This is a genomic window from Amycolatopsis sp. NPDC003731 (assembly GCF_053586895.1).
Window position 1 is genome coordinate 1 of sequence record NZ_JBSFNC010000035.1, and the last position, 21,769, is coordinate 21,769.

At 73.2% G+C, this 21,769-nt stretch carries 20 protein-coding genes and 2 pseudogenes; 9 read left to right on the plus strand and 13 right to left on the minus strand.

What is annotated here, in order from left to right; genetic code table 11:
- Nucleotides 1–293, minus strand: a pseudogene (locus tag ACWDN5_RS17125) (cytochrome b); the annotation flags it as partial.
- 183 nt (nt 294–476) lie between these two features.
- Between ACWDN5_RS17125 and ACWDN5_RS17130 the strand changes: the two are divergent.
- Both ACWDN5_RS17130 and ACWDN5_RS17135 read left to right on the plus strand, forming a co-directional pair.
- Nucleotides 477–1,859, plus strand: a complete 1,383-nt coding sequence (locus ACWDN5_RS17130) for a TIGR01777 family oxidoreductase (protein ID WP_449676985.1) — start codon at nt 477–479, stop codon at nt 1,857–1,859.
- Nucleotides 1,856–2,335, plus strand: a complete 480-nt coding sequence (locus tag ACWDN5_RS17135; RefSeq protein WP_449676986.1) for a TspO/MBR family protein — start codon at nt 1,856–1,858, stop codon at nt 2,333–2,335. The genes ACWDN5_RS17130 and ACWDN5_RS17135 overlap by 4 nt, the downstream gene beginning before the upstream one ends.
- Before the next feature lie 13 nt (nt 2,336–2,348).
- On the opposite strand, the gene ACWDN5_RS17140 is transcribed toward ACWDN5_RS17135, so the two are convergent.
- From ACWDN5_RS17140 to ACWDN5_RS17150, 3 genes and pseudogenes are all read right to left on the minus strand, one after another.
- On the minus strand, nt 2,349–3,227 hold the full coding sequence (locus ACWDN5_RS17140; RefSeq protein ID WP_449676987.1) for a fumarylacetoacetate hydrolase family protein: 879 nt from the start codon (nt 3,225–3,227) through the stop codon (nt 2,349–2,351).
- Nucleotides 3,228–3,322: 95 nt separating this feature from the next.
- A pseudogene (locus ACWDN5_RS17145) lies at nt 3,323–5,163 on the minus strand (glycoside hydrolase family 5 protein).
- Between the two features lie 188 nt (nt 5,164–5,351).
- Nucleotides 5,352–6,248, minus strand: a complete 897-nt coding sequence (locus ACWDN5_RS17150) for an alpha/beta hydrolase (protein WP_449676988.1) — start codon at nt 6,246–6,248, stop codon at nt 5,352–5,354.
- 247 nt (nt 6,249–6,495) lie between these two features.
- Between ACWDN5_RS17150 and ACWDN5_RS17155 the strand changes: the two genes are divergently transcribed.
- A complete protein-coding gene (locus ACWDN5_RS17155; protein WP_449676989.1) occupies nt 6,496–6,819 on the plus strand; it encodes a DUF6204 family protein in 324 nt (107 codons plus the stop codon).
- 46 nt (nt 6,820–6,865) lie between these two features.
- On the opposite strand, the gene ACWDN5_RS17160 is transcribed toward ACWDN5_RS17155, so the two are convergent.
- Complete coding sequence (locus ACWDN5_RS17160; protein WP_449676990.1) at nt 6,866–7,015, minus strand: hypothetical protein; 150 nt, start codon at nt 7,013–7,015, stop codon at nt 6,866–6,868.
- Nucleotides 7,016–7,579: 564 nt separating this feature from the next.
- Between ACWDN5_RS17160 and ACWDN5_RS17165 the strand changes: the two genes are divergently transcribed.
- Both ACWDN5_RS17165 and ACWDN5_RS17170 read left to right on the plus strand, forming a co-directional pair.
- Complete coding sequence (locus tag ACWDN5_RS17165; protein ID WP_449676991.1) at nt 7,580–7,906, plus strand: hypothetical protein; 327 nt, start codon at nt 7,580–7,582, stop codon at nt 7,904–7,906.
- A complete protein-coding gene (locus ACWDN5_RS17170; protein WP_449676992.1) occupies nt 7,903–8,781 on the plus strand; it encodes a pentapeptide repeat-containing protein in 879 nt (292 codons plus the stop codon). The genes ACWDN5_RS17165 and ACWDN5_RS17170 overlap by 4 nt, the downstream gene beginning before the upstream one ends.
- Nucleotides 8,782–8,841: 60 nt before the next feature.
- Here the strand turns inward: ACWDN5_RS17170 and ACWDN5_RS17175 are convergent, their stop codons facing one another.
- Complete coding sequence (locus tag ACWDN5_RS17175) at nt 8,842–11,094, minus strand: ATP-binding protein (protein WP_449676993.1); 2,253 nt, start codon at nt 11,092–11,094, stop codon at nt 8,842–8,844.
- A gap of 231 nt (nt 11,095–11,325) precedes the next feature.
- Here ACWDN5_RS17175 and ACWDN5_RS17180 point away from each other — a divergent pair, with 231 nt between their 5' ends.
- From ACWDN5_RS17180 to ACWDN5_RS17195, 4 genes are all read left to right on the plus strand, one after another.
- Nucleotides 11,326–11,541, plus strand: a complete 216-nt coding sequence (locus tag ACWDN5_RS17180; protein WP_310970079.1) for a hypothetical protein — start codon at nt 11,326–11,328, stop codon at nt 11,539–11,541.
- Nucleotides 11,538–12,626 (plus strand): helix-turn-helix domain-containing protein, encoded by a 1,089-nt coding sequence (locus tag ACWDN5_RS17185; protein WP_449676994.1) that lies wholly within the window; start codon nt 11,538–11,540, stop codon nt 12,624–12,626. Before ACWDN5_RS17180 ends, ACWDN5_RS17185 begins: the two co-directional genes overlap by 4 nt.
- 27 nt (nt 12,627–12,653) lie before the next feature.
- Nucleotides 12,654–13,376 carry an SDR family NAD(P)-dependent oxidoreductase gene (locus tag ACWDN5_RS17190; protein WP_449676995.1) on the plus strand — a complete coding sequence of 241 codons (723 nt, stop codon included), beginning with the start codon at nt 12,654–12,656 and terminating at the stop codon, nt 13,374–13,376.
- Nucleotides 13,377–13,477: 101 nt separating this feature from the next.
- The gene (locus tag ACWDN5_RS17195; RefSeq protein ID WP_449676996.1) at nt 13,478–14,437 is read left to right on the plus strand and encodes a 3-oxoacyl-ACP synthase III family protein; all 960 of its coding nucleotides are present in this window, start codon (nt 13,478–13,480) and stop codon (nt 14,435–14,437) included.
- Here the strand turns inward: ACWDN5_RS17195 and ACWDN5_RS17200 are convergent.
- The 7 genes from ACWDN5_RS17200 to ACWDN5_RS17230 are packed head-to-tail and all read right to left on the minus strand — an operon-like array spanning nt 14,425 to nt 21,763.
- Nucleotides 14,425–15,471 (minus strand): MupA/Atu3671 family FMN-dependent luciferase-like monooxygenase, encoded by a 1,047-nt coding sequence (locus tag ACWDN5_RS17200; RefSeq protein WP_449676997.1) that lies wholly within the window; start codon nt 15,469–15,471, stop codon nt 14,425–14,427. The genes ACWDN5_RS17195 and ACWDN5_RS17200 overlap by 13 nt on opposite strands.
- 22 nt (nt 15,472–15,493) lie before the next feature.
- Nucleotides 15,494–16,768: an MFS transporter gene (locus ACWDN5_RS17205; RefSeq protein ID WP_449676998.1), complete on the minus strand. Its 1,275-nt coding sequence runs from the start codon at nt 16,766–16,768 to the stop codon at nt 15,494–15,496.
- A complete protein-coding gene (locus ACWDN5_RS17210; RefSeq protein ID WP_449676999.1) occupies nt 16,765–18,324 on the minus strand; it encodes an amino acid adenylation domain-containing protein in 1,560 nt (519 codons plus the stop codon). The genes ACWDN5_RS17205 and ACWDN5_RS17210 overlap by 4 nt, the downstream gene beginning before the upstream one ends.
- The gene (locus tag ACWDN5_RS17215) at nt 18,321–19,385 is read right to left on the minus strand and encodes an HAD-IIIC family phosphatase (protein WP_449677028.1); all 1,065 of its coding nucleotides are present in this window, start codon (nt 19,383–19,385) and stop codon (nt 18,321–18,323) included. The genes ACWDN5_RS17210 and ACWDN5_RS17215 overlap by 4 nt, the downstream gene beginning before the upstream one ends.
- Before the next feature lie 26 nt (nt 19,386–19,411).
- Entirely contained in the window at nt 19,412–20,386 is a 975-nt protein-coding gene (locus ACWDN5_RS17220; RefSeq protein ID WP_310970072.1) for a 3-oxoacyl-[acyl-carrier-protein] synthase III C-terminal domain-containing protein, read from the minus strand.
- Nucleotides 20,383–21,492 (minus strand): acyl-CoA dehydrogenase family protein, encoded by a 1,110-nt coding sequence (locus ACWDN5_RS17225; RefSeq protein ID WP_449677000.1) that lies wholly within the window; start codon nt 21,490–21,492, stop codon nt 20,383–20,385. The genes ACWDN5_RS17220 and ACWDN5_RS17225 overlap by 4 nt, the downstream gene beginning before the upstream one ends.
- Entirely contained in the window at nt 21,485–21,763 is a 279-nt protein-coding gene (locus ACWDN5_RS17230; RefSeq protein ID WP_449677001.1) for an acyl carrier protein, read from the minus strand. Before ACWDN5_RS17230 ends, ACWDN5_RS17225 begins: the two co-directional genes overlap by 8 nt.
- Nucleotides 21,764–21,769: the final 6 nt, after the last annotated feature.

Genomic DNA, 21,769 nt, shown 5'->3' on the forward strand with positions numbered 1-21,769 from the left:
AACGCCTGCGACATCTCCAGGCCCTGCATGTTCTTGAAACTGCCGTGGTAGACGACCTCCTGCATCGAGGGGTCGAAGAACAGCGTCAAGTACACACCGGTCAGCAACAGGATGATGAAGCTGTACAGCGCGATCTCGCCCAGCAGGAACGACCAATGGGTCGGGAACACCTTGTTCATCTGGTGCCGCAGGCCCTTGGCCAGGTGATACCGCTGGTCGGCGTTGTTCGCGGCCTCGCCCAGCGCCTTCTCCACCGGGCTCGACCCCTTGGTCGGCGTGGTGAGTGAACTCATCGGCGCCCCGCTCCTCCCGGTCTGTCCCCTGCTCCCGACCGTGACACCGGGAGATCGATACCGCAACGACAGCCCGTGGTTTGCATCGACTGTGAATCGCTCGCGGGCGTTCGACGTGCCGGAACGCGGCGGAAATCGTAGGCTCGGCGAAACAGCGCAGCTTTTGTGCATCGGGAGGTGGCCTTGGCCAGGGTCTTTCGCTCGGTCGTCCGGTCGGCGGTCGAGGAGGTCTTCGCCTGGCATGCCCGGCCGGGGGCGATCACGCGGCTCACGCCGCCGTGGCAGCCGGTGCGGGTCGGCGCGGAGGCGCCCTCCCTGCGTGACGGCACGGCCAAGCTCCTCCTGCCCGGCCGCGTGCCGTGGGTGGCGGCGCACGAGGCGGACGGCTACCGGCCGCCGCACCAGTTCGTGGACCGGCTCGCCTGCCCCGTGCTGCGGTGGCGCCACACGCACCGGTTCGACGCCGACGGCCCCGGCCGGACGCAGGTCACCGACCACGTCGACACCCCGGTGCCCGAAGCGTTCCTGCGCTCGATGTTCGCCTACCGGCACCGCCAGCTGGCCGCCGATCTGGCCGCCCACCGGCGCTATCGGCACGACCCGCTGACGGTCGCGGTGACCGGTGCGAGCGGTCTCGTCGGGACGGCGCTGACCGCGCTGCTGACCACCGGGGGCCACCGGGTCGTCCGGCTGGTGCGGCGGCCCGCCGAAACTCCCGGCGAGCGGACGTGGCAGCCGGAGGCACCCGCGGCCGACCTGCTCGACGGCGTCGACGCGGTCGTGCACCTGGCCGGCGCCTCGGTCGCCGGCCGGTTCGACGAAAGCCACCGGAAGGCCGTGCGGGAGAGCCGGATCGAGCCGACGCGGGCGCTCGCGGAGCTGGCCGCGCGCACCACCGGCGGGCCGGCGGTGTTCGTCTCGGCGTCCGCCGTCGGGTACTACGGGCCGGACCGCGGCGACGAGGTCCTCACGGAGGAAAGCGAACGCGGCCAAGGGTTCCTGGCCGACGTCGTCGCCGACTGGGAAGCGGCCACCGAACCGGCGTCGGCGGCGGGGCTGCGCGTGGTCCGGGTCCGCACCGGCCTGGTGCTGAGCCCGCGCGGCGGCCTGCTGCGGCTGCAGTACCCGCTGTTCACCGCCGGACTGGGCGGCCCGCTCGGCACCGGACGGCAGTGGATGCCGTGGATCGGGATCGACGACCTGACCGACGTCTACCTGCGGGCCCTGACCGACTCCGTCCTCAGTGGACCGATCAACGCGGTGAGCCCGCACCCGGTGCGCAACGCCGAGTACACGCACACGCTGGGAGCCGTGCTCAACCGGCCGACACTGCTCAAGGTGCCGCCGATCGGCCCCCGGCTGCTGCTGGGCGAGGACGGCGCCCGTGAGCTGGCGTTCGCCGACCAGCGCGTGACACCCCAGCGGCTGACCGAGGCCGGCCACGAGTTCCGCCACCCCCGCCTCGCCGACGCGCTCGGCCACCTGCTCGGCACCGCGACCATGCCCACGTCCGATCCCTCCCCCTCGCTCGCCCCGCCCGCCTCGCCCGCAGGAGAACCGGTATGACGACGCTGCCCCGGCCCACCCCCGCCCCGCTGGCCCTGGCCGGCTTCCTCGCGGCGGTGACCGCCGTCGCCGTCGTCGGCAGCCTCGCCGCGACCCGGTCACGCGCTGTCTACAGTGGACTGACCCAGCCGCCCTGGGCTCCCCCGTCCTGGCTGTTCGGTCCGGTGTGGACGGTGCTGTACCTGCTGATCGCCGTGTCCGGCTGGCTGTTCTGGCGGGCCGGCGGCACCCGCCGGGAATTCCTCTGGTACGCGGCCGGGCTGGTGCTGAACGCGGCGTGGACCCCGCTGTTCTTCGCGGCCGGGGCGTACACCCTGGCCCTGGTGGAGATCGTCGTCCTCGACGTCGTCATCGCCGGAACCCTCCTGGTGTTCCGGCGCCGCTCGAAGGTCGCCACGGCCCTCCAGCTGCCCTACCTGGCGTGGACCCTGTTCGCCACCGCCCTCAACGCGGCGATCGTCGTCCTGAACCCGTAGCCCGTCGTCCGGCTCACCTGGTGGCCGCGAGCACGCGGCGCACCTCGTCCGCGCCCAGCACCACGGGCGAACGCAGCGATCCGACCTCGCCGATCTCGATCTCGACGACGTCGTCCGGGCGCAGCCCGAGGTCGAGGCCCGGCACCACGGACGTGCCCGTCGAGAGCACCGCGCCGTCGGGGAAGTCGTTGTCGCGCCACAGGTACTCGACCAGTTCGGCCGGTTCGCGGTTCAGCTGCGAGGTATTGGCTTCACCGGCGAACACCTCGCGGCCGTCGCGCAGGATGCGCATGCGGAGGTCGAGGGACAGCGGGTCGGGCACCTCCCACACCGGCCGGACCCGCGCCGACACCGCGCACGAACCGGTGTAGATCTTGGCCTGCGGGAGGTACAGCGGGTTCTCGCCTTCGATGCTGCGGGAGCTGACGTCGTCGACCACCAGGTACCCGGCGGTCTCGCCGCCGCTCGTCAGCAGCAGGCCGAGTTCCGGCTCGGGCACGTTGTTGGCGGAGTCGGCGCGGACGGCGATCGGCTCGCCGTCGGTGACCACCCGCCACGCGGCCGACTTGAAGAACAACTCCGGCCGCTTCGCGCGGTACACGCGGGCGTAGACGTCCTCGTCGGCGCTCTCCTCGCGGCGGGCCTCCTCGGACCGCAGGTAGGTCACGCCGGCGGCCCACACCTCCATCCGCCCGTCCAGCGGCGGCAGCAGGCGCACCCCGGCCGCGGGCACCGGCTCCCCCGCGGCCTCGGCCAGCTCGCGGATCTCGGCCACGGGGCGGCGCAGCAGGTCACTCATCGACGCCACCGCGAGCGGCCGCAGCTGCTCATCGGCGAGCAGGCCGACGCGGATCTCACCGGTTCCGCCGGCGAACCGCACCAGGTGGCTCATCCCGCACCTCCTCGTTCCGCTCTCGAACCTACGGAGTGCGGAGCGTGGCGGTCAATGAGCGGACGCGGGGAGTCGCGGTGCCGCAGGTGGTCGAACTAGGACCGGCAGAACAGCGCGTCCGGTGTCCGGCCCGAGCCGATCCGGCCCGTGTAGGCGACGCCGGCGACGTACTCCCCCGGCGCGCACTGGCCCTTGTAGTTCCCGGTCGCGAAGTCGCCGCCGGGATCGCCGGCAGGCCGGTTGTCGCCTCGGTCGAACCACACCGTGCGGCCCGTGCGGCCCAGCGGGGTCGCCGACCGGCCGCACAACACCGCCGAGAACGCCGCGCCCTGGACGCTGTACCCGACGACCGCGGAGTCGGGCGGGCACTGCGTCTTGGTGTAGCCGGGCGCCCAGTCGGTGTCGACGAACGCCTCGTCGCGGACGACGACGTACCCGGTGGGCGCCGCGAGGGCTCCGGTGCACAGGCCGCGGTTGCCGGTGTGGGCCAGGCCCGCGAGCCGCCGGCCGTCGGGGCAGGCACCCTTGCGGGCGCCCGGGTTCCAGTCCGGCAGCGCCCGCACCTGGCGCGATTCCTGGAAGTCGCCGTGGTCGAGGTTCAGCATCGGCCATTGTTCCGCTGCCGGGATCGGCCCGGTCCGGGACGGCGCGGAGATCAGCCGCCGCCACGCCGGGCCGCGCCAGTCCGTGCCGTCGAGCACGTCGATGCGGCGCCCCGCGGAGTCGTACTCGAGCAGGGCCCAGCCGTCACCGGAGCCGTTGACCTGGAACCCGACCGCGGGCCAGTAGGCGAAGTCCGTGTCCGTCTCGGCGAGGTAGTTCACGAAGTTCTCGAAGAACGCGCGCGACGCCGGGTCGGTGGTGTTGCGGCCCTCGCCGAATTCGCTGATCCACAGCGGTGCGGTGTAGTGCCGGCCGGTGTCGGCCGAGACGAAGAACGCCTGCCGGTACAGGGTGTCCCGCAGGTCCTGGAGCGAGAGGTCGCGGTAGCGCGGGTCGTGCGTCTCGCCGATGCCGGTCGCGCCGGAGTGGTGGGGTCCGGTGTAGCCGTAGAAGTGCGCCGAATAGACGAGCTTGCCCGAGTCGACGAGCGTGTGCGACAGCGTCCGCGCGGGTTCGAGGGTCGGGCGGCCGTGCGGGAAGCCGTCGATCGGCAGCCCGGTCCAGTTGATGCCTTCGACGAAGATCAGCAGGTCGCGGTTGGCCTCGGTGAGGATGCGGTCGGCGACCTGCTGGCTCGCGCGCTGCCAGTCGGTGCCGTTGCCCCAGCCCCAGTTGGGGTCGTCGAGGGTGTCGCGGCGGACTTCGTTGTAGAGGTCGGCGCCGACGACGCGCTTGTTCGCGGCGTAGCGGCGCGCCATGAACAGCCAGTCGTCCTGCCACTGCTGCTCGGTCTGCGCGGTGTTCCAGCGTTCGTTGCCGTCGAGCCCGCAGCACCAGCGCGAGGTCGTGGTGTGGTTGTTGAGGATGACGGCGAACCCGCGCGCGGTGAGCCGCTCGACGACGCGGTCGTAGACCTGCAGGGGGGTCAGGCCGTGCAGGCCGGGTTGGCGGTCAGGTCCGGGACGGGCCGGGTGTCGTGGAGCATCGCGTTGGAGAACTGCAGCCGGACGCTGTTGAGGCCGAGTTGCGCGAGCCCGTCGATCACCGTGTCGATCGACGCGCGGTCGAGCCCGAGCGGGGTCTGGTAGGCGATCTCGCCGGCGTGGTGGTTCGCCGGATCGGTCACGTCACCGGAGCCGGTCCACGTGCCGCTCGCGCCGTGCCAGTTGGCGGCCTTCAGCTTGAAGCGGTCGCCGTGCGCGTCGACGATGTACCGGCCGCGGGTGCTGAGCGGCCCGGTCCAGGACGGCGGGCCCGGCTCGGCCCGCGCGAGGGGCACGACGGCGCCGGCGGTGGCGAGCAGGACGGTGAGCAGCACACCCGAGATCCTCACGTGGGTGAGTCAACCAACTCACGGCCCGCCGGGTAAGGGCCATAAGGAGGTGATCGGGCCTGGCGCCGCCGCATCCTCGCCGCCGAGACCGCCGGCCCGATCAACCCCGGGGCGCCGGCCGGTTCGGCCCGTCCACAGTGGATTGCTACGGTCGGCGTCCACCTCGGCCGAGGGCCGGCATGACCGGTTCAGGGGGTCGGGGTGCGGTCACCCAGCCAGGCTCGGGCGGTGGCCAGGTAGTCCCGGGTCACGGCGGTGTCGGGCGCCCACGCCTCGAAGCCGTGGGGCGCGCCGGGCACCACGTGCAGCGTGGCGTCGACACCCGCCTCGCGCAGCCGGCGGGCGTACGCGGCGGACTCGTCGTGGAGCAGGTCGATGTCGCCCACGCCGATCCACGCCGGGGGCAGCCCGGCGAGGTCTTCGCGGCGGGCCGGCACAGCGTAGGACGGCACGTCCGGGGCGCCCGGCTCGGTGCCGAGGTAGGACCGCCAGCCGAAGCGGTTGAGGCGGTTGTCCCAGCCGCGGTGGTTGTGGTCGTCGAGCTCGCGGCGGGCGGCGGTGCGGTCGTCGAGCATCGGGCACAGCAGCCACTGCGCGTGCGGCCGCTCGCCACGGTCACAGAGGCGCTGGACCAGCGCGGCCGCGAGCGCGCCACCGGCGCTCTGCCCGCCGACGACGACCCCGTCCGGCCCGCCGGCCTGGTCGCGGGCCCAGGTCCAGGCCGCGTGGCAGTCGTCGAGCGCGGCCGGGTACTGCGCGTCTGGGGCGAGCCGGTACTCCACGGACACCACCGTGATGCCCAGCTCCCGCGCCGTTTCCCCGCAGAGCCGGTCGTCCTGCGCCGCGCGGCCGACGACGAACCCCCCGCCGTGGATCCACAGGAGGGTGCGCCCGGGCCGCGCGGCCCGCGGGCGGTGCACCCGCCACCCCGGCGTGCTTTCGACGTCCACCCCCGCCACCTCGACCGGCTGGATCTGCGCGGTCGCGGCCCGGATCCGCGGCAGCACCCCGGCTTCCTCCAGCGGCACGCGCGGGAGCCGGTCGGCTCGAGGACGGAGTTCGGGAGCGATCTCGGCGAGTTTCACCGCACCGCACCGATCGTGGTCTGCGTCGTCGTGCTCATGATCTCACATTAGCGCGCAAACCCGTCCACTGATGGCGTTTCCCCGACTTGGGTACCCCTATGTTTTCTTCTGACAGAGGGGAAAGTACCTTCCTGTACCGGTTGTCTCGTCTGTCCGAATCGGAGTGTTCGGCTGTCCACTCAGGACTGTTTACGTGCGCGGAGAAAATCGGTTAGTTCCCGGCGGCTGCTTCGGTACCCTGACGCGCATGCCGACCTACCGCGTGCTCGTCCGGGGGAAGTTCGACCGGCCGAGCGAGGCCGTCCGCGAAAAATTGCTGGCCGACGCCGCCGACGACGACCTCTCCGGCCTGTCCTTCGGCGAAACGGGCACGCTGACCTACAGCCGGCACCTGGGCGGGTTCAGTTTCCGGGTCCTGGTCGAGGTCGCCGCGGGGGCCGGGGCCGCGCAGCGGGCACACGACGACGCCCAACTGCGGGCGATGGACCTGCTCGACCGCGAGGCCTATCCCTACCGCGACCTCACGGTGAGCTCGACCTGCCTGGACGACGTCCGGACCGCGCGCCGCTGAGGCCGCCCGGAAAGTGGGTGGCGGGCCGGGCCCGCCACCCCCTCCCCTAGAACTGCGTGAAGAACTGCCAGACCAGCGCGGGAACCCAGGCCTGGGAACCACAGTCCCCCGGTCCCCCGTCGTGCGGGGCGGCGATGTGCCCTTCGTCGAACGCGGCCCAATGCACCGGGGGTGCCCCGCGGCGCAGCCCGCGCACGACGTCACCACGTGCGTCCGGCTGCCCTGGGCCGGCTCTCGGGGGCTCCGCGCGGTACAGCCGTTGGCGCGGACGAACCGGTCCCGCAGCGACCGGTCGCCGGCGCTGCCCAGCACCCCGTCGCGGATGCCGTGGACGCCGAGGTAGGCCACCGGCTGGGTGCCGCCGCTGCAACCGCTGAGCGTGCCGCCGGACCGGCGTGGCTCGCCCGTGCGAGGCGCGGGGCAGGGGACCCCGCGCGAAGACCGTCGCCCGAGCCGGCCACACCTCGGCCTTCTCCGCACGGACGGCGTGCCGACCCGGTGGGGGCCGATCAGGAACGCGCCGCGGGCCCGGAGGCGGATCAGCACGGTGCGCGGCCACTGGCCGCCGCACCGGCCACGCGGCGCTCGCCTGGTTGGTTGCCGCATCGACCCGGTCGTCAAGGGCAACCACCAGGAAACGCGCCATCCGCGTGTTTCAAGTTGATCACACACGGTAACGCGCCGCGGCACCCTTGCGACTCGCATGAACGCACAGCAAACAGAGCGCAACACCTGAGCAACGAGAGGGCTGTGACATGCCATGACCACCCCCGCAAAGCGAACGGTGCGCGGCCGATCCCTCAAGGACAAGATCGACGCGGCCGAGGTCGCGATCAACGAAGCCCTGACGGCCGCCAGAAGAACGCGCAATTCGGCACTCGTCAAGGCCCTGACCGAGGCACGGGAATCACTTCGATCCGCGAAACACCACACGAAATCCACCGCAACCTCAACCGCCACGACGAAAGCCTCAACGAGGGCAAAACCAGAACAGAAGAAGCGGCAGCCCAAAATCGACGTGAAGCCGCGGCCCACGGTTTTCTCCGCCCGGCCGGGTGACGACGCGAGCGTCGGTCGTCAGCCATGACGTCCGCACCGGGCCCGGAGCCTTCGTCGCACCTCGCGCCGGCGCGGGAGATGATCAGAAGCGCTGCGAAGTGGTTCATCGCCGGCCTCGGCGGCATCGGCGTCGTCTTGATCGCCGGAAGTCAGCTGTCGAGTATCGGAGCACTTCCAGCCGACTCGTCACGCTTCTACCTCGCGGTGGCCGGAGTGGTGGCCGGCCTGGTCGCGATCCTTTGGGCGATGTGGCGGGTCGTCGACATCCTCTCCGGAAAACGCTGGACCTTCGACGACGTGGTGACGGACTGGAAACTGACCAAGACCGACTCGACGTCGGCCTACAAGAAGCGGCGCAACAAATCGCAACACCCGGTCGGATGGTACCTCCACGACCATTTGTCATCGCTGGGCGGATTCGCCTCCCCGACGGAAATCAAGAAAATCTACGACGAATCGGAGCCTGACCGCGAGGGACTCTCGGACCTCGTCGGGCTGATGGACGAACTGTCGGACATCGGCGCCACCGTCGACCTGGACGCACGCTTTCGCAGGCTGCGCCGGCAGATCGCGGTCGGCGTACTCGTCGGGGCCGCGGGGATCATACTCTTCGCCTGGGCCGCCAATCCTCCGAAGCCCGACCAGCCGGTTCCGTCACTCCTTCATGCGGATCTGCGCAACGCCAACCTCAACGGCGCTTCCTTGCGCAACGCCGACCTGACCGGCGCCGACCTCTCCGGCGCCAGCCTCCGAGGGGCCGATCTGAAAGGAGCCACGATCAAGGATGTGATCTGGGCGAACACGATCTGCCCGGACGGCACCAACAGCAACGCGGGTGTCCGAACCGACCGCGCCGGTAAGCAAACACCACAGACTTGCGAAGGGCACCTGATACCGGGTTGAGCACGCGGCCAGTCCCGCCTGGCCCGGTCCGTCCGGCGACCGCGTCGCAGCACGCCGGGCTCACTCCTGGCGCGCCACCCAGGCCGCGATCTGCGCCCGGTTGCCGAACCCCAGTTTGGCCAGGATGTGCTGGATGTGCGTCTCCGCCGTGCGCGGCGAGATCACCAGCGCGGCCGCGATCTCGCGGCTGGTCAGCCCTTCCGCGACGAGCTGCGCCACCTCCCGCTCGCGACCGGACAGCGGCGACGGCTGCTTCGGCGACGGCGCCCGCAGGTCCAGGGCGAAGCGGTCGGCCTCGTCGTCGGCCATGGCGCGGCCTGCGGCGAACGCCTTCTCGAACCGGGCGTTGCCGAGGGCGGCGCGGGTGTTCGCGATGTGCGTGCCGTGCGGGATGGCGACCGCGAACTCGGGCGCCGTGCCGATCCGCTCCCAGTTCGCCGCCGCGATGCCGAACAACGTGGCGGCCCGCGCGTGCTCGCCCGCCCGGTCGGCGATCCAGGCCAGCGTGTCGAGCCGGTAGGCGCGGCCCTGCAGGTCGCCGAGGCGCACGTCGAGCCGGAGCGCTTCGGTGGCCGCCCGGGCCACCGCCGCGGCGTCGCCGAACTCGACCTCCACGACCGCTTCCCCGAACAACGACATCGCGCGGTAGAACATCTCGTCCTCGCCGGTGAGCTCGCGCATGCGACGCAGCGCGCCGTGCGCGGCTTCGAGGTTGCGGTCCCGGTAGGCCACCGAAACACTGTGGATGAACAGCGGGTGCAGCTCGTCGCGCACCAGCCCGTGCTCGCGGAAGGCCGCGGCGGTCTCGGCCGCCAGGCCCGCCGAGCCCGGCCGGTTGGTCAGCATCGCCACGAAACTGCGCACGTGCAGGACGCGCGCGTGCAGCACGGGGTCGTCGTCGAGGGCTTCGGCCTCGGCCACCAGCCGCTCCGCGCCGCCGACGTCGCCCAGCCACAGCGTGTACAGCGCACACACGCACAACGCCCGGCCGCGGTCGGGGTGCCCGGGCGCGGCCAGCGCGAGCGCGCGGGTGAGCCAGCTCTTCGCTTCGCCGGCCAGCCCGCGCAGCAGCCAGTACTCGGACGGGCGCGCGGCGATCCGCAGGGCGACGCCCACTTCGTCCGAAGTGGACAGTGACCGGTCCAGCGCGGCCCGCAGGTTCGCGTGGTCGCGGGTCAGGCCGGCGAGCAGGCGCTGCTGCCGGCCGCTCACCCACCCGGCTTCGGCGCACGCGGTCAGCCGGTCGAACCACTCCGCGTGCCGCCGCGCCACCCGCTCGCGCTCGCCCGACTGCTCCAGGCGTTCCTGCCCGTACTCCCGCAGGGATTCCAGCAGCCGGTACCGGACCACGTCGTCGTCCTGCCGCCGGACGAGCACCGACTTGTCGAGCAGGCCGTCGACCAGCTCGAGCACCTCGTCCGGCGGGACGTCGCACACGTACGCGGCCGCGTCGAGGTCGAACGACCCGGCGAAGACCGACGTCCGCGCCCAGACCTCCTTCTCGGCCGGCGAGCACAGCTCGTGGCTCCAGTCGATCGCGGACCGCAGCGTCTGCTGCCGCTCCGGCGCGCCGGGCAGGCCGGACTTCAGCAGGCCGAGCCGGTCGGCCAGCCGGTCGGCGATCTGCCGCGGGGACAGCGAGCGGATCCGGGCCGCGGCGAGCTCGATCGCCAGCGGCAGCCCGTCGAGGCGCGCGCACAGCTCGTCCAGGACGCGCTCGGAGTCCGGGGCGGCGGGCAGGGCGGCGGGCCAGATCCGGGCGGCGCGGTCGCGGAAGAGCCGGACGGCGTCGGCCGCCCCCAGCGGCGGCACCGGCAGCACCTGCTCGCCGGGCACCGCCAGCGACTGCCGGCTGGTGCCCAGGACGACGACGTCCGGGCACTCGGCCAGCAGGGTGGCGGTGAACTCCGCGCAGGCGCCGACGACGTGCTCGCAGTTGTCCAGCACCACCAGCACCGTCCGCGGCCGGAGGTGGTCGACGACCAGCCGGTCCGGGGCCAGGCCCGGCCGGCCGTGCAGCCCGAGCCGGTCCGCGACGACGTTCGCCACCAGTGCCCCGTCGCGCACCTCGGCGAGCCCGGCGAACACGACGCCGCCGGGGAAATCGGCGGCGACGTCCGCCGCGACCCGCACCGCGAGCCGGGTCTTGCCGACCCCGCCCGGGCCGGTCAGCGTCACGAGCCGCGCGTCACCGAGCAGCCTGCGGACTTCCGCGCCCTCCCGCCGGCGGCCGACGTAGCTGGTCAGCTCGGCCGGCAGGGCGGGCTCGGGCGTGGACGTCAGTGGGCACCTCGCAGTCGGGAACTCGATCAATTTAACCGAGCCACCCGCACCGGGCGACCGCGTACGTAGCCGCGCGGCGGCAATACCGGATTTTGCCGATGCGGCGTCCGGGCCGGACCGGTGATGATCACCCGCGTCCGGCTCGAGGAGGCGTGAAATGCCCTGGAAGTGCCACAGCGTTGTGGCAGTTGCGCTTAGGGTCGCTGCGGGTGCTTCGCCGTTCCGCGACCGCACCCCGGTCCCTGGCCGCAGGTGGCACCGGTGACCCGCGCGGCCGTCGAGGCACCTGCCTGGACCTGGGCGGTGGCCCGGCTGATGACCGATGCCGAGCTCCGGCCCGCGGTGCCTGGCCGCCCGGTGGCCCGGGCCTGGCGGTTCGTGGCGGTCGTCGCCCCGCTGATCGCCCTCCTGACCGCGGCGGGTGCTTCGCCGTTCCGCGACCGCACCCCGGTCCCCGGCCGCGGGCGGCACCGATGACCCGCGCCGCCGCCGAGGCACCCACCTGGACCTGGCCGGTGGCCCGGCTGATGACCGACGCCGTCCTCGGCGAACTCCGGCGTACCGTGCCCGGGCACCCGGCGGCCAGGGACGGCCGGGCCTGGCGGTTCGTGGCCGTCAACCTGCACCGGACGCTCACCGGGGACGACGCCGGCTGGGACGGTGCCGATGCGGACCTGTTCCGGCAGCTGGGCGCCGCCGAGTTCGCCGCGGGCCACGATGCCCAGCGCGTGGTCCGGGCCTGCAGTGCCGGGAGCCGCCGCGCGCTGGCCGCGCTGGGCAAGCCGCCCAGCGCCGTCGTCTGCGCGTGCGCGGAGGCCCTTTTCGCCGGTGTCGAAGCCCTTTCCCGGCTGACGAGCGCCGGTTACGCCCGTGCCCGCGACGCCGGCGACCCCGGCGGCAAGCTCCTCCTCGACGCGATCCTCACCGGCGCCGCGGACCTCGAGGCGCTGTCCCGGGTCGCCCGGTGGCCCCTGCCCGAGCACGTCGTCCTCGTCGCCCTGGAGCCCGGCGCGGCCGCTCCCGGCGGGCCCGCGCTCGCCGATCTGGACGCCCCGGAACCGCGGCTGCTGCTCCCGGACGGCACCACCCCCGGCACCTTCGGCGCGCGGGCCGCCGTCGGCCCGCGCGTGCCCCTGCCCGATGCGGCGAAGTCCCTGTACTGGGCCCGCCGCACCCTGCAGCTCGTCCACGACGGCGTCCTGCCCGACCGGCCGGTCACCCACTGGGCCGACCACCTGACCACCCACTGGCTGCTGGCCGACGCCTTCCTCACCACGACCCTCGCCGACCGGGCGCTCGCCCCGCTCGACGCGCTCACCCCCACCCAGCGCACCAAGGCGGCCGACACGCTCCTCGCGCTCGTCAGCACCGGCGGCAGCGCCCCCGAGATCGCCCACCTGCTCGGCGTGCACCCCCAGACCGTCCGCCACCGCCTGCGCCTGCTCACGGACCTCTTCGGCGGCCGGCTCGCCGATCCGGCCGAACGCCTCACCCTCGAGATCGCCCTGCGCGCGCGGAAACTCGCCGGGACGGCCGCCGGCGAAATAGGCTCGACGGCATGACCGACACCGCACCGGGCGCCTGAGCCGATGGCCCGGATCCTCGTCACCGGCGCCACCCAGGGCCTGGGCCGCCTCACCGCCGAAGAGCTGCTCGCCGACGGCCACCACGTCGTCGCCCACGGGCGTGGCGCCGGGCGGCTGGACGACCTCGCCGCCCGTGGGGCCGACGTCGTCCTCGGCGACCTCGCCGATCCCGGGCAGACCCGGGAGGTCGCCGAGCAGGTGAACCGCCTCGGGCCGGTGGACGCCGTGATCCACAACGCCGGCGTCATGACCGGCCCCACGATCCTTCCGGTCAACGTCGTCGCGCCCTACCTGCTCACCGCCCTCGTCGGCCCGCCCGGGCGCCTGGTCTACCTGAGCAGCGGCATGCACCGCGGCGGCCGGGCCGAGCTGGCGGGCCTCGACTGGTCCGGGGCGCGCCCGGCCGGGTCCTATTCGGACAGCAAGCTGCTGGTCACCACGCTCGCCGCCGCCGTCGCGCGCCGGTGGACGCGGGTGTTCAGCAACGCCGTCGACCCCGGCTGGGTCCCGACCCGGATGGGCGGCGCGGGTGCCCCCGACGACCTGCGCGAAGGAGCCATGACCCAGGTCTGGCTCGCGACTTCCGACGATCCGGAAGCCCGCACCAGCGGCGGCTACTGGCACCACCGGCGGCACGCCGACCGGCATCCGGCGGCCGCCGACCACGAGTTCCAGGACCGGCTCCTCGACGCGCTCGCCGGGCACACCGGCGTTCCGCTCCCCTGACGCGCCGCCGATTCCCGGACCCCGGTCGGCGAGCATTCCGGAAACGCGCGTGAATGCGTTACGATGACGGCGAGGCGAATCGACACCGAGGGGGCTTGCCGGTGCCCGGCATCATCGATTTCTCCGTCCGGTTTCCGAGCGGCGTGCTGAAGGTCCCGGATCTGCAGTCCGCGTCGGGGGTGCCGCTGCCGGAAATCCTCGAAATCACGCACACCGAAACCATTCCGGTCCTCGGCGAGCACGAACAGGCGTGGGAGCTCGCGGTGGACGCCGGCCGGGAGGTGCTCGACCGCAGCGGCGTCGAGCCGGGCGAGGTCGGGTACGTGCTCTACGCCGGGTCCGGCGAATGGGACGTCCCCTTCTGGTCGCCGGCCGCCAAGGTGGCCGAGGAGCTGGACATCCGGCGGGCGCACTGCTTCGAGGTCGCCAACTTCTGCAACGCCACCATGACCGCGGTCCAGCTCGCGGCCGACAAGATCGCCCTCGGCCGGGCCGAGCACGTCCTCGTGCTGTCCGGTGACCGGCTCGCCGGGCTCGTCGACCACGCCGACCCCGACTCGAAACCGCTGTTCAACTTCGGCGACGCGCCCGCGGCCATCCTGCTCGGCGCGCACGACGTCCGGTTCGAGGTCGTGCACTCCGCGATGCGGACCGATCCCGCCTGGGCCGACTACTACCGCGGGGAAATCCTCGACGACCGGATCTACATGCGCCGCCGAGGGCACCGGAAAGGGCTCGGCGACGCCTATGTCCGCAATTTCGTCGAGCTCGTTTCCGAAACCCTCGGCGAACTCGAGCTGCCGCTCGGGGAAATCGCGTTCCTGCTGATGAACCAGGGCGACCGCGGTATGCACGAACGCCTGCTCGGCACGCTCGGCATTCCGCGGGAGAAGTCGGTGTTCAACTACGACCGGCTCGGGCACATGGGCGGGTCGGACCCGTTCATCGCCCTGCGCGGCCTGCTCGACGAGCACCGCCTCACCGAGGGGGACACGGTGCTCGTCGCCAGCAGCGGCATGGGGTTCAGCTGGGGCGTGACCGCGCTGCGCTACGGCAGCTGACGCCGCAGCTCGTCGAGGTGGTCGAAGCCGGCGAGGACGGTCTTCGTGTCGAGGCCGAAGTCGACCAGGCAGGCCACCTCGTCGACGCCGGTCTCCGCCAGCCGCCGCGCGATGCCGAGCGCCTTGGGCACGGTGCCGAGCAGGCCGCCGTCGTCGAAGTACCGCCGGAACGAGTGCTCGACCAGGAAGTCCAGCTCCTCCGGCGGCAGCTGGGCCGGGTCGACCCGGCGCTTGCCGTCGAGCTGCGAACCCAGGATCAGGCCCAGCGAGCTGCGGATGTACTCGCTCAGGGCGGGGCGGACCTGGTCGCGCACGCGGTCTTCGTCCGTGCCGAGGAAGGTGTGGACCATCAGCACGACGTGCCCGGGCCAGCCGTCGGCGTCCGGCCGCTGCGCCACCGCCTCCCGGTAGGCGGCGATCTTCTCCGCCAGCTGTCCGACGTCCTGGCCGAGCAGGTGGGTGAGCAGGCCGGCCCCCAGCGTGCCGGCCGCGCGGAACGTGTCCACCGAGCCGCCGCTGGTCAGCCAGATCGGCAGGTTCGCCTGCACCGGGCGCGGGTAGGTGCGGAACCGCTGGAGGGTGCCGGCGCCGTCCTTGCCGGACATTTCCTCGCCGCGCCACAGCGCGCGCACCTGCTCGGCGTAGTCGACGACCAGCCGGCGGCGGTCGGGGTAGGCGTCCGGGTTGAGGACGAAGTCCGACGCGTGCCACCCCGAGGCGAACGACAGCCCGACCCGGCCGCCGGAGATGTTGTCGACCACCGCCCACTCTTCGGCGATGCGGGCCGGGTGGTGCAGCGGCGCGACGACGCTGCCGGCGCGGATCGCCACCCGCTCGGTCACCGCGGCCACCGCGGCCCCGGTCACCGCCGGGTTCGGGTAGAGCCCGCCGAAGGGGTGGAAGTGCCGTTCCGGCGTCCACACCGCGGCGAAGTCGTTGCGGTCGGCGAACTTCGCGCCTTCCAGGAGCAGTTCGTAGCGGTCACCGGACTCGGCGGTGCTGTCGTTGGCGAAGTAGAACAGGCTGAAGTCCACCGTAAAATCCCCTCAAGAACGGTCAGTTGTCGGTTGCCGGGGCGGCCGGGCCGAGAGGGACCGCCGCCCGGTCCGCGGCGGTGGCGCCGGCCCAGCGGACGACGGCGGGCGCGGCCAGCCCGGCCAGCAGCATCACCGCACCGAAGGCCAGCCAGCCCGGCGCGCCGCCGCCGATGATGAGCACGGTCACCGCGAACGGCGCCACGGTCGACCCGAGCTGGGTCGACATGCCGAACAGGCCTTGGTACTGGCCCTGGGCGTGGTCCGGGGCCAGGCCGTAGGCCAGCGACCAGGCACCGGCGCTGTGCAGCATCTCCCCCAGCACGTGCGCCAGCGCGCCGGAGACCAGCACCAGCACCGCGGCCCACACCGGCAGCCCGGCCGCGAACGCGTAGAGCCCGCAGGTGATGGCGAGGACGAATCCCGCGCGCCGCAACGACTTCGCGCCACCGTCCGGCTTCTCCGCGCCCTTGCTGACCCGGACCTGCAGCAGCACGACGCACACGGTGTTGAGCACCAGCAGCGCGGAGAACAGCGACGACGGCGCCGCCGTGCGGCGGGCGATCCACAGCGGCAGCGCGACCGTCAGCAGCGGGCCGTTCATGATCAGCACGGCGTTGATCAGCGCGAACGCCGCGTACGGCCGGTCGCGCAGGACCCGCAGGCGCGGCCCGCCGGCGGGCTGGGCCACCGGCTCGACGCTCGGCACCCGCAGGTAGCAGAGCCCGGCGACGGCGAACAGCACCCCGGCGAGCAGGAGCAGCACGACGTACCCCGTGTGCGAGTCGAAGTACAGGCCGATCCCGCCGAGCACCGCGCCCGCGGAGACGCCGATGTTCGCGATGGAGCGGAAGTACGACCACGCCCGCACCCGGTCCTCGGGCGGGACCACGGCCGCCACCAGCGTGCCGCGCGAGGCGTCGGTCGCGGACTCGCCCATCAGCACCAGGCAGGCGGTCACCGTGAGCCAGGCGAAGCTGCCGACGAACGCGTACCCGCACGCGGTGACGCCGAGGGCGCACAGGGCGATGACCGTGGCGTTGCGCGGGCCGAGCAGGTCGGCCGCGTGCCCGGCGGGCACCGCGACGACCATCCCGGCCAGCGCGCCGATGGTCAGGGCCAGCCCGACCTGCGCCGCGGCGAGGCCCAGCGAGCCGGTGAAGTACAGGACGCTGACGGACATGATGATGCCGTGCGCGGTCGTCTTGGCCAGGTTGCTGACGCTGATCACGCGCACGACGCCCGCGGGCGGCACGAGCTCGGCCAGCGCCGCGCGCAGCCGCGTCCCGGCGGTCACCGGCCGCTCGGCTCGAGCTCGAGAGCGGTGAACGCGGGCTGCTCGCGCAGCGCCGGCCGGTCGATCTTGCCGTTGGCGTTGAGCGGCAGCGCGGCCAGGTGCACCAGCCGCCGCGGCACCATGTGCAGCGGGACGTGCTTGCGCAGCCACCGCCGCAACTCCCCGGGCGGCTGCTCGTCACCGGTGTAGAACCCGACGAGCACGGTCTCGCCGCCGGCCGGGCGGGCGAGCACCACGGCCTGGCCGATCCGCTCGTGGCGGCGCAGTGCGGCCTCGATCTCGCCGAGCTCGACGCGGTAGCCGCGCACCTTCACCTGGTTGTCGAGCCGGCCCAGGTGCACCAGCCCGCCTTCCTCGAACCGGACGCGGTCCCCGGTGCGGTAGTAGTGCTCCGGGGTCAGGCCGCCGCCTTCGTAGGGTGTCGTGCCGTCCGGGCCGTGGGCCAGGAAGCGCCCGGCGTCGTCGGCCGGGTCGAGGTAGCCGTCGAACCGCTGCGGCCCCCGGACGCACAGCTCGCCCTCCTCGGCGGGCTGCCCGTCGTCGCCGAGCACCACGTGGTCGAGGAAGTCGTAGACCGGGCCGATCGGCACCGTGTCGTTCGACGTCGGCGGCCAGCTCAGCGGGTCGAGGCCGAGCCGGAACTCGGTGCAGGCCACGGTCAGCTCGGTCGGGCCGTAGACGTTCGTGATCACCGCGTCGGGCGCCACGGCCTGCCAGCTCTCGGCCTGGTCGTAGGTGAGCGGCTCGCCGATGAACACGCTGTGCCGGACCCCGGTCGCCCGCCCCTTGGGCAGGGTGCCGAGCTCGTCGCCGACCGAGACCACCGACGGGACCGAGAACCAGTGCGTGATCGCCCGGTCCACCAGGTAGTCGACCGGGCTGAGCAGCTCCGCTTTGCCCGGCACGACCAGGGTCGCACCGCCCGCCCAGGTGACGAACAGGTCGTACACCGACGGGTCGAAGGTCAGGTCGAAGGTGTGCGACATCCGGCAGCCCGGGCCCACCGCGAAGCGCTCGACGTTGTGCTCGACGTAGGGCACGACGTTGCGGTGGCGGATCGGCACGCCTTTCGGCCGCCCGGTGGAGCCGGAGGTGAACAGCAGGTAGGCGACGGCGTCGTCGTCGGCCGGGTGCGCGGGCAGCGGTGGTTCCCCCGCCCCGGCGAGCACGTCGGCGTCCGAGGGGGCCAGCACGGCCGGGACCGCGTCCGCGAGGCCGGCCAGCTGCGGGGCACCCGACTCGTCGGCGATCAGCACGTCCGGACGGGCCAGCTCGCACACCGTCCGGTTGCGCCGCACCGGATAGCCCGGGTTCAGCGGCAGGACGGCGGCGCCCAGCCGTTGCGCGGCGAGGTACCCGGCGAACGTCGTCACGCTGTGCGCGGCCAGCAGCGCCACCCGGGCCGGCGGACCGCCGTGCTCGGCCACCATCCGCCCGGCCAGCCCGAGCGCACACCGGTGCAGCTGCGCGTAGGTCAGTTCCGTCGCGCCGATCTCGACCGCCACGGCGTCGGGCGTGCGGGCGGCGGTGCCGGCGAAGATTTCGTAGAGCGTCACGCCGTCACCGCCACGCCGGTCAGCGAAGGCGCGGTGACCTTCATCGTGGCCGGCGGATCCGTGCGCCGCGGGACCAGGTGCAGCCGCTGGACGCCCTCGTCGGCCGGCGCCAGGCCGGCCTGACAGCCGCAGGGGTCTTCGGTGTAGCCGGCGAACCGGTAGGCGATCTCCATCATCCGGTTGCGCGCGGTCGGCCGGAAGTCGGCGACCAGGTGCGCCCCGGCCCGCGCGGCCTGGTCGGCGAGCCAGCCGAGCACGATCGCGCCGACGCCGAACGAGACCACCCGGCACGAGGTCGCGAGCAGCTTGAGGTGCCACGCCCCGGCGTCCTTGGCCACCAGCAGCACCCCGACCGCGCCGTGCGGGCCGAACCGGTCGGTCAGCGTGGTCACCAGGACCTCGTGCCGCTCGTCGGAGAGCAGGCCGCGCAGCACGGCGTCCGGGTAGTGCACGCCGGTGGCGTTCATCTGGCTGGTGCGCAGGGTCAGTTCCTCCACACGGGAGAGCTCCTCCTCCCCCGCCCGCCGGATCCCGAGCTCCAGGTCCAGCGAGCGCAGGAAGTCCTCGTCGGGTCCGTCGAAGCGGTCGCGGGCGGCGTCGCGGCGGAAGGAGGCCTGGTACATCGTGCGGCGCCGCCGCGCGTCGACCGTGACGGTGGCCGGGCTGAACTCCGGCCGGCCGAGCAGCTCCAGCACGTCCGTGGCGTCGTAGCAGCGCACCTCGGGCAGGTGGTGGGCGACCTCCGCGCGTTCGACCGGCTGGTCGTCGACGAAGGCGATGGTGCCGAGCGCGAACTTCAGCTCGTCGGCGATTTCGCGCACCGAGTCGGACTTGCGGCCCCAGCCGATCTTCGGCAGCACGAAGTACTCGGCCAGGCCGAGCGCCTCCAGCCGCTCCCAGGCGTGGTCGTGGTCGTTGCGGCTGGCCACCGACTGCAGGATGCCGCGCGCGTCCAGCTCGCGCACCACCGCGCGGACCTCCTCGGCCACGCCGACCTCGGCGTCCTCCAGCAGGGTGCCCCGCCACAACGTGTTGTCGAGGTCCCAGACCAGGCACTTCACCGTAGTCACCGCTGTTCCCTTCCCGCTCAGACCCGCCACAGCGACACCGCCCACGCGGCCACCGGGCTGTTGTTCAACACCAGCACGTGTTCCCCCGCCGAGACCTCGCCCGAGCGGAGCAGCGCGTCGAGGTTGAGCACGACGTCCATCGCGCCGACGTGCCCGTACCCGGCCAGGTTCCGGGCGCACACCGGGTGGATCGGCAGGCCCAGCAGGGTTTCGTAGAAGTCGTACGCACTCGCGGTCACGTTCTGCATGAGCGTGGCGGCGACCCCGTCCTTGCCCAGGCCGGCGTCGGCGAGCACCTCGTCGACCAGCCGGCTCAGCCGCAGCCTGCTGTGCATGGCGAGCTCGAACCGGTAGCGGTCGGGCGAGGAGCACTCTTCGCGCCACTCGTACCAGGGCGCCTGCTTGTAGTCGACGCGGAACAGGTCGTGGAAGCTGCCGTCGGTCTCCTGCCGGTGTGCCACCAGCTCCGGCCGCCCGCCGCGGACCACCGTCATCGCGTAGGCACCGTCCCCGATCACGGTGACCGGGTAGCGGACGCGGTCGGCGCCGGCCGGGCGGCTCGCGTGCGTGATCAGGACGCTCTGCTTCGCCGGGTCCGCGAGCAACAGGTCCCGGGCCAGCGCCCACGCCACGCTCGAGCCCGCACAGCCGAGCCCGTCGACGGTGAAGGAGAACGTCTTCTGCAGCCCGCAGCCGGCCTGGACCCGGCCGACGTCCGAGCCCAGCAGGACGTCCGGCGCCCGCGGGCCGACCATGACGAGCACGTCGGGTTCGCCGGTGGTCTCCTTGAGCAGCTCCTGGCACGCCCGGGTCGCGTACTCCGCCGTGTCGGCCTCCGGGAAGACCCCGACCCGCGATACCCCGCTGGCCGTCGCGAACTCGGCCTCTTCGGTCGGCAACGAGTCCAGTTCGGACAGTGCCGTCACCTCGGTGAAGTCCTCGGGGAGGACACAGTGGACGGTGCCGATCCCGATCATGTCCGCTCCCGTCATGCCCACGTCCGCAGGGCTTCTTCGGCCAGCACGAGCTCGCTGATCTCGTTGCTGCCCTCGATGATTTCCATCAGCTTCGCGTCCCGGTACGCGCGCGCGACCGGGTGCCCGTCGCGGGCGCCCGCCGAGCCCAGCAGCTGCACGGCGGTGGCCGCGCCCGCCGCCGCTCCGGTCGCGGCGACGTGCTTGGCCAGCACGGCGGCGCCGCCGAGGTCGGGGTCGCCCTCGTCCCAGCACCGGCTGGCCCGGGCGCAGGCCAGCGTCGCGGACCGTTCGGCGACGTACAGGCCGGCCAGGTGCCGGCGGACGAGCTGGTGCTCGCTCAGGGCCACCCCGCCCTGCCGCCGCGCCGAGACGTGCCGGGCGGCCTCGGCCAGGCAGGTGCGCAGCATGCCCGCGCAGCCCCACGCGACGGAGATCCGGCCGTAGGTGAGCACGGTCGTCACCAGCATGCCGAGCGGGAGGGCGGTGCCGCCGAGCAGCGCGTCGGCAGGCAGCCGGACCCGGTCGAACCGGACGTCGGCGTGCCCGGCGGCGCGGCACCCGAGCGGGTCCGGCACCCGCGTCACGCGGACCCCCGGCGCGTCGGCGGGCACGACCACGCACCCGGCCTGGCCGGCCAGCTTCCCGATCACGACCAGCAGATCGGCGTAGGCCCCGACGGTGACCCACACCTTCGCGCCGTCGACGACGACCTCGTCGCCCTCGACGGTCAGCGTCGTCTCCATCGCGGCGAGGTCGCTGCCGGCACCGGGCTCGCTGAACGCCACGCCGGCGAGCGCGCCCCCGGTGAGCGCGGTCAGGTGGGCGGCGCGCTGGCGGGCGGTGCCCAGCCGCTGCACCGCCCAGGCCGCCATGCCCTGCGACGTCAGCACGCTGCGCAGCGAACCGCAGAGCGTGCCCACGTGCACGGTCAGTTCCCCGTTGTCCACACTGGACAGTCCGAGGCCGCCGTGGTCCGGGGGCACCTGCGCGCACAGGACGCCCTTGACGCCGAGCTCGCGCAGCACCTCCCGGGGCAGTTCCCCGGCGAGGTCCCAGCCCGCGGCGGCGTCCGCGGCGAGCCCGGTGGCGAGGGCGGCCGCCTCGGCGTGCGGCTCAGCCATCGGCGGTCTCCCGCAGCCGCAGCACCAGCGCGGTCATCGCGGTCACCGTGCGGAAGTGGTCCAGCTTGAGGTCGGGGCCGCCGATCGCCAGGCCGAACGCGCTCTCCAGGTGCACCACCAGTTCCATGGCGAACATCGACGAGACGAGCCCGGAGGCGAACAGGTCGAGATCGGGGTCGACGGCCTGTTTCGTGCGCTGCTCCAGGAAGGCCAGCAGGTCCGCCCGGACCGCGTCCGCGGTGACCGGCTCCCGGTTGGTCGTTGTGCTCACAGCTCT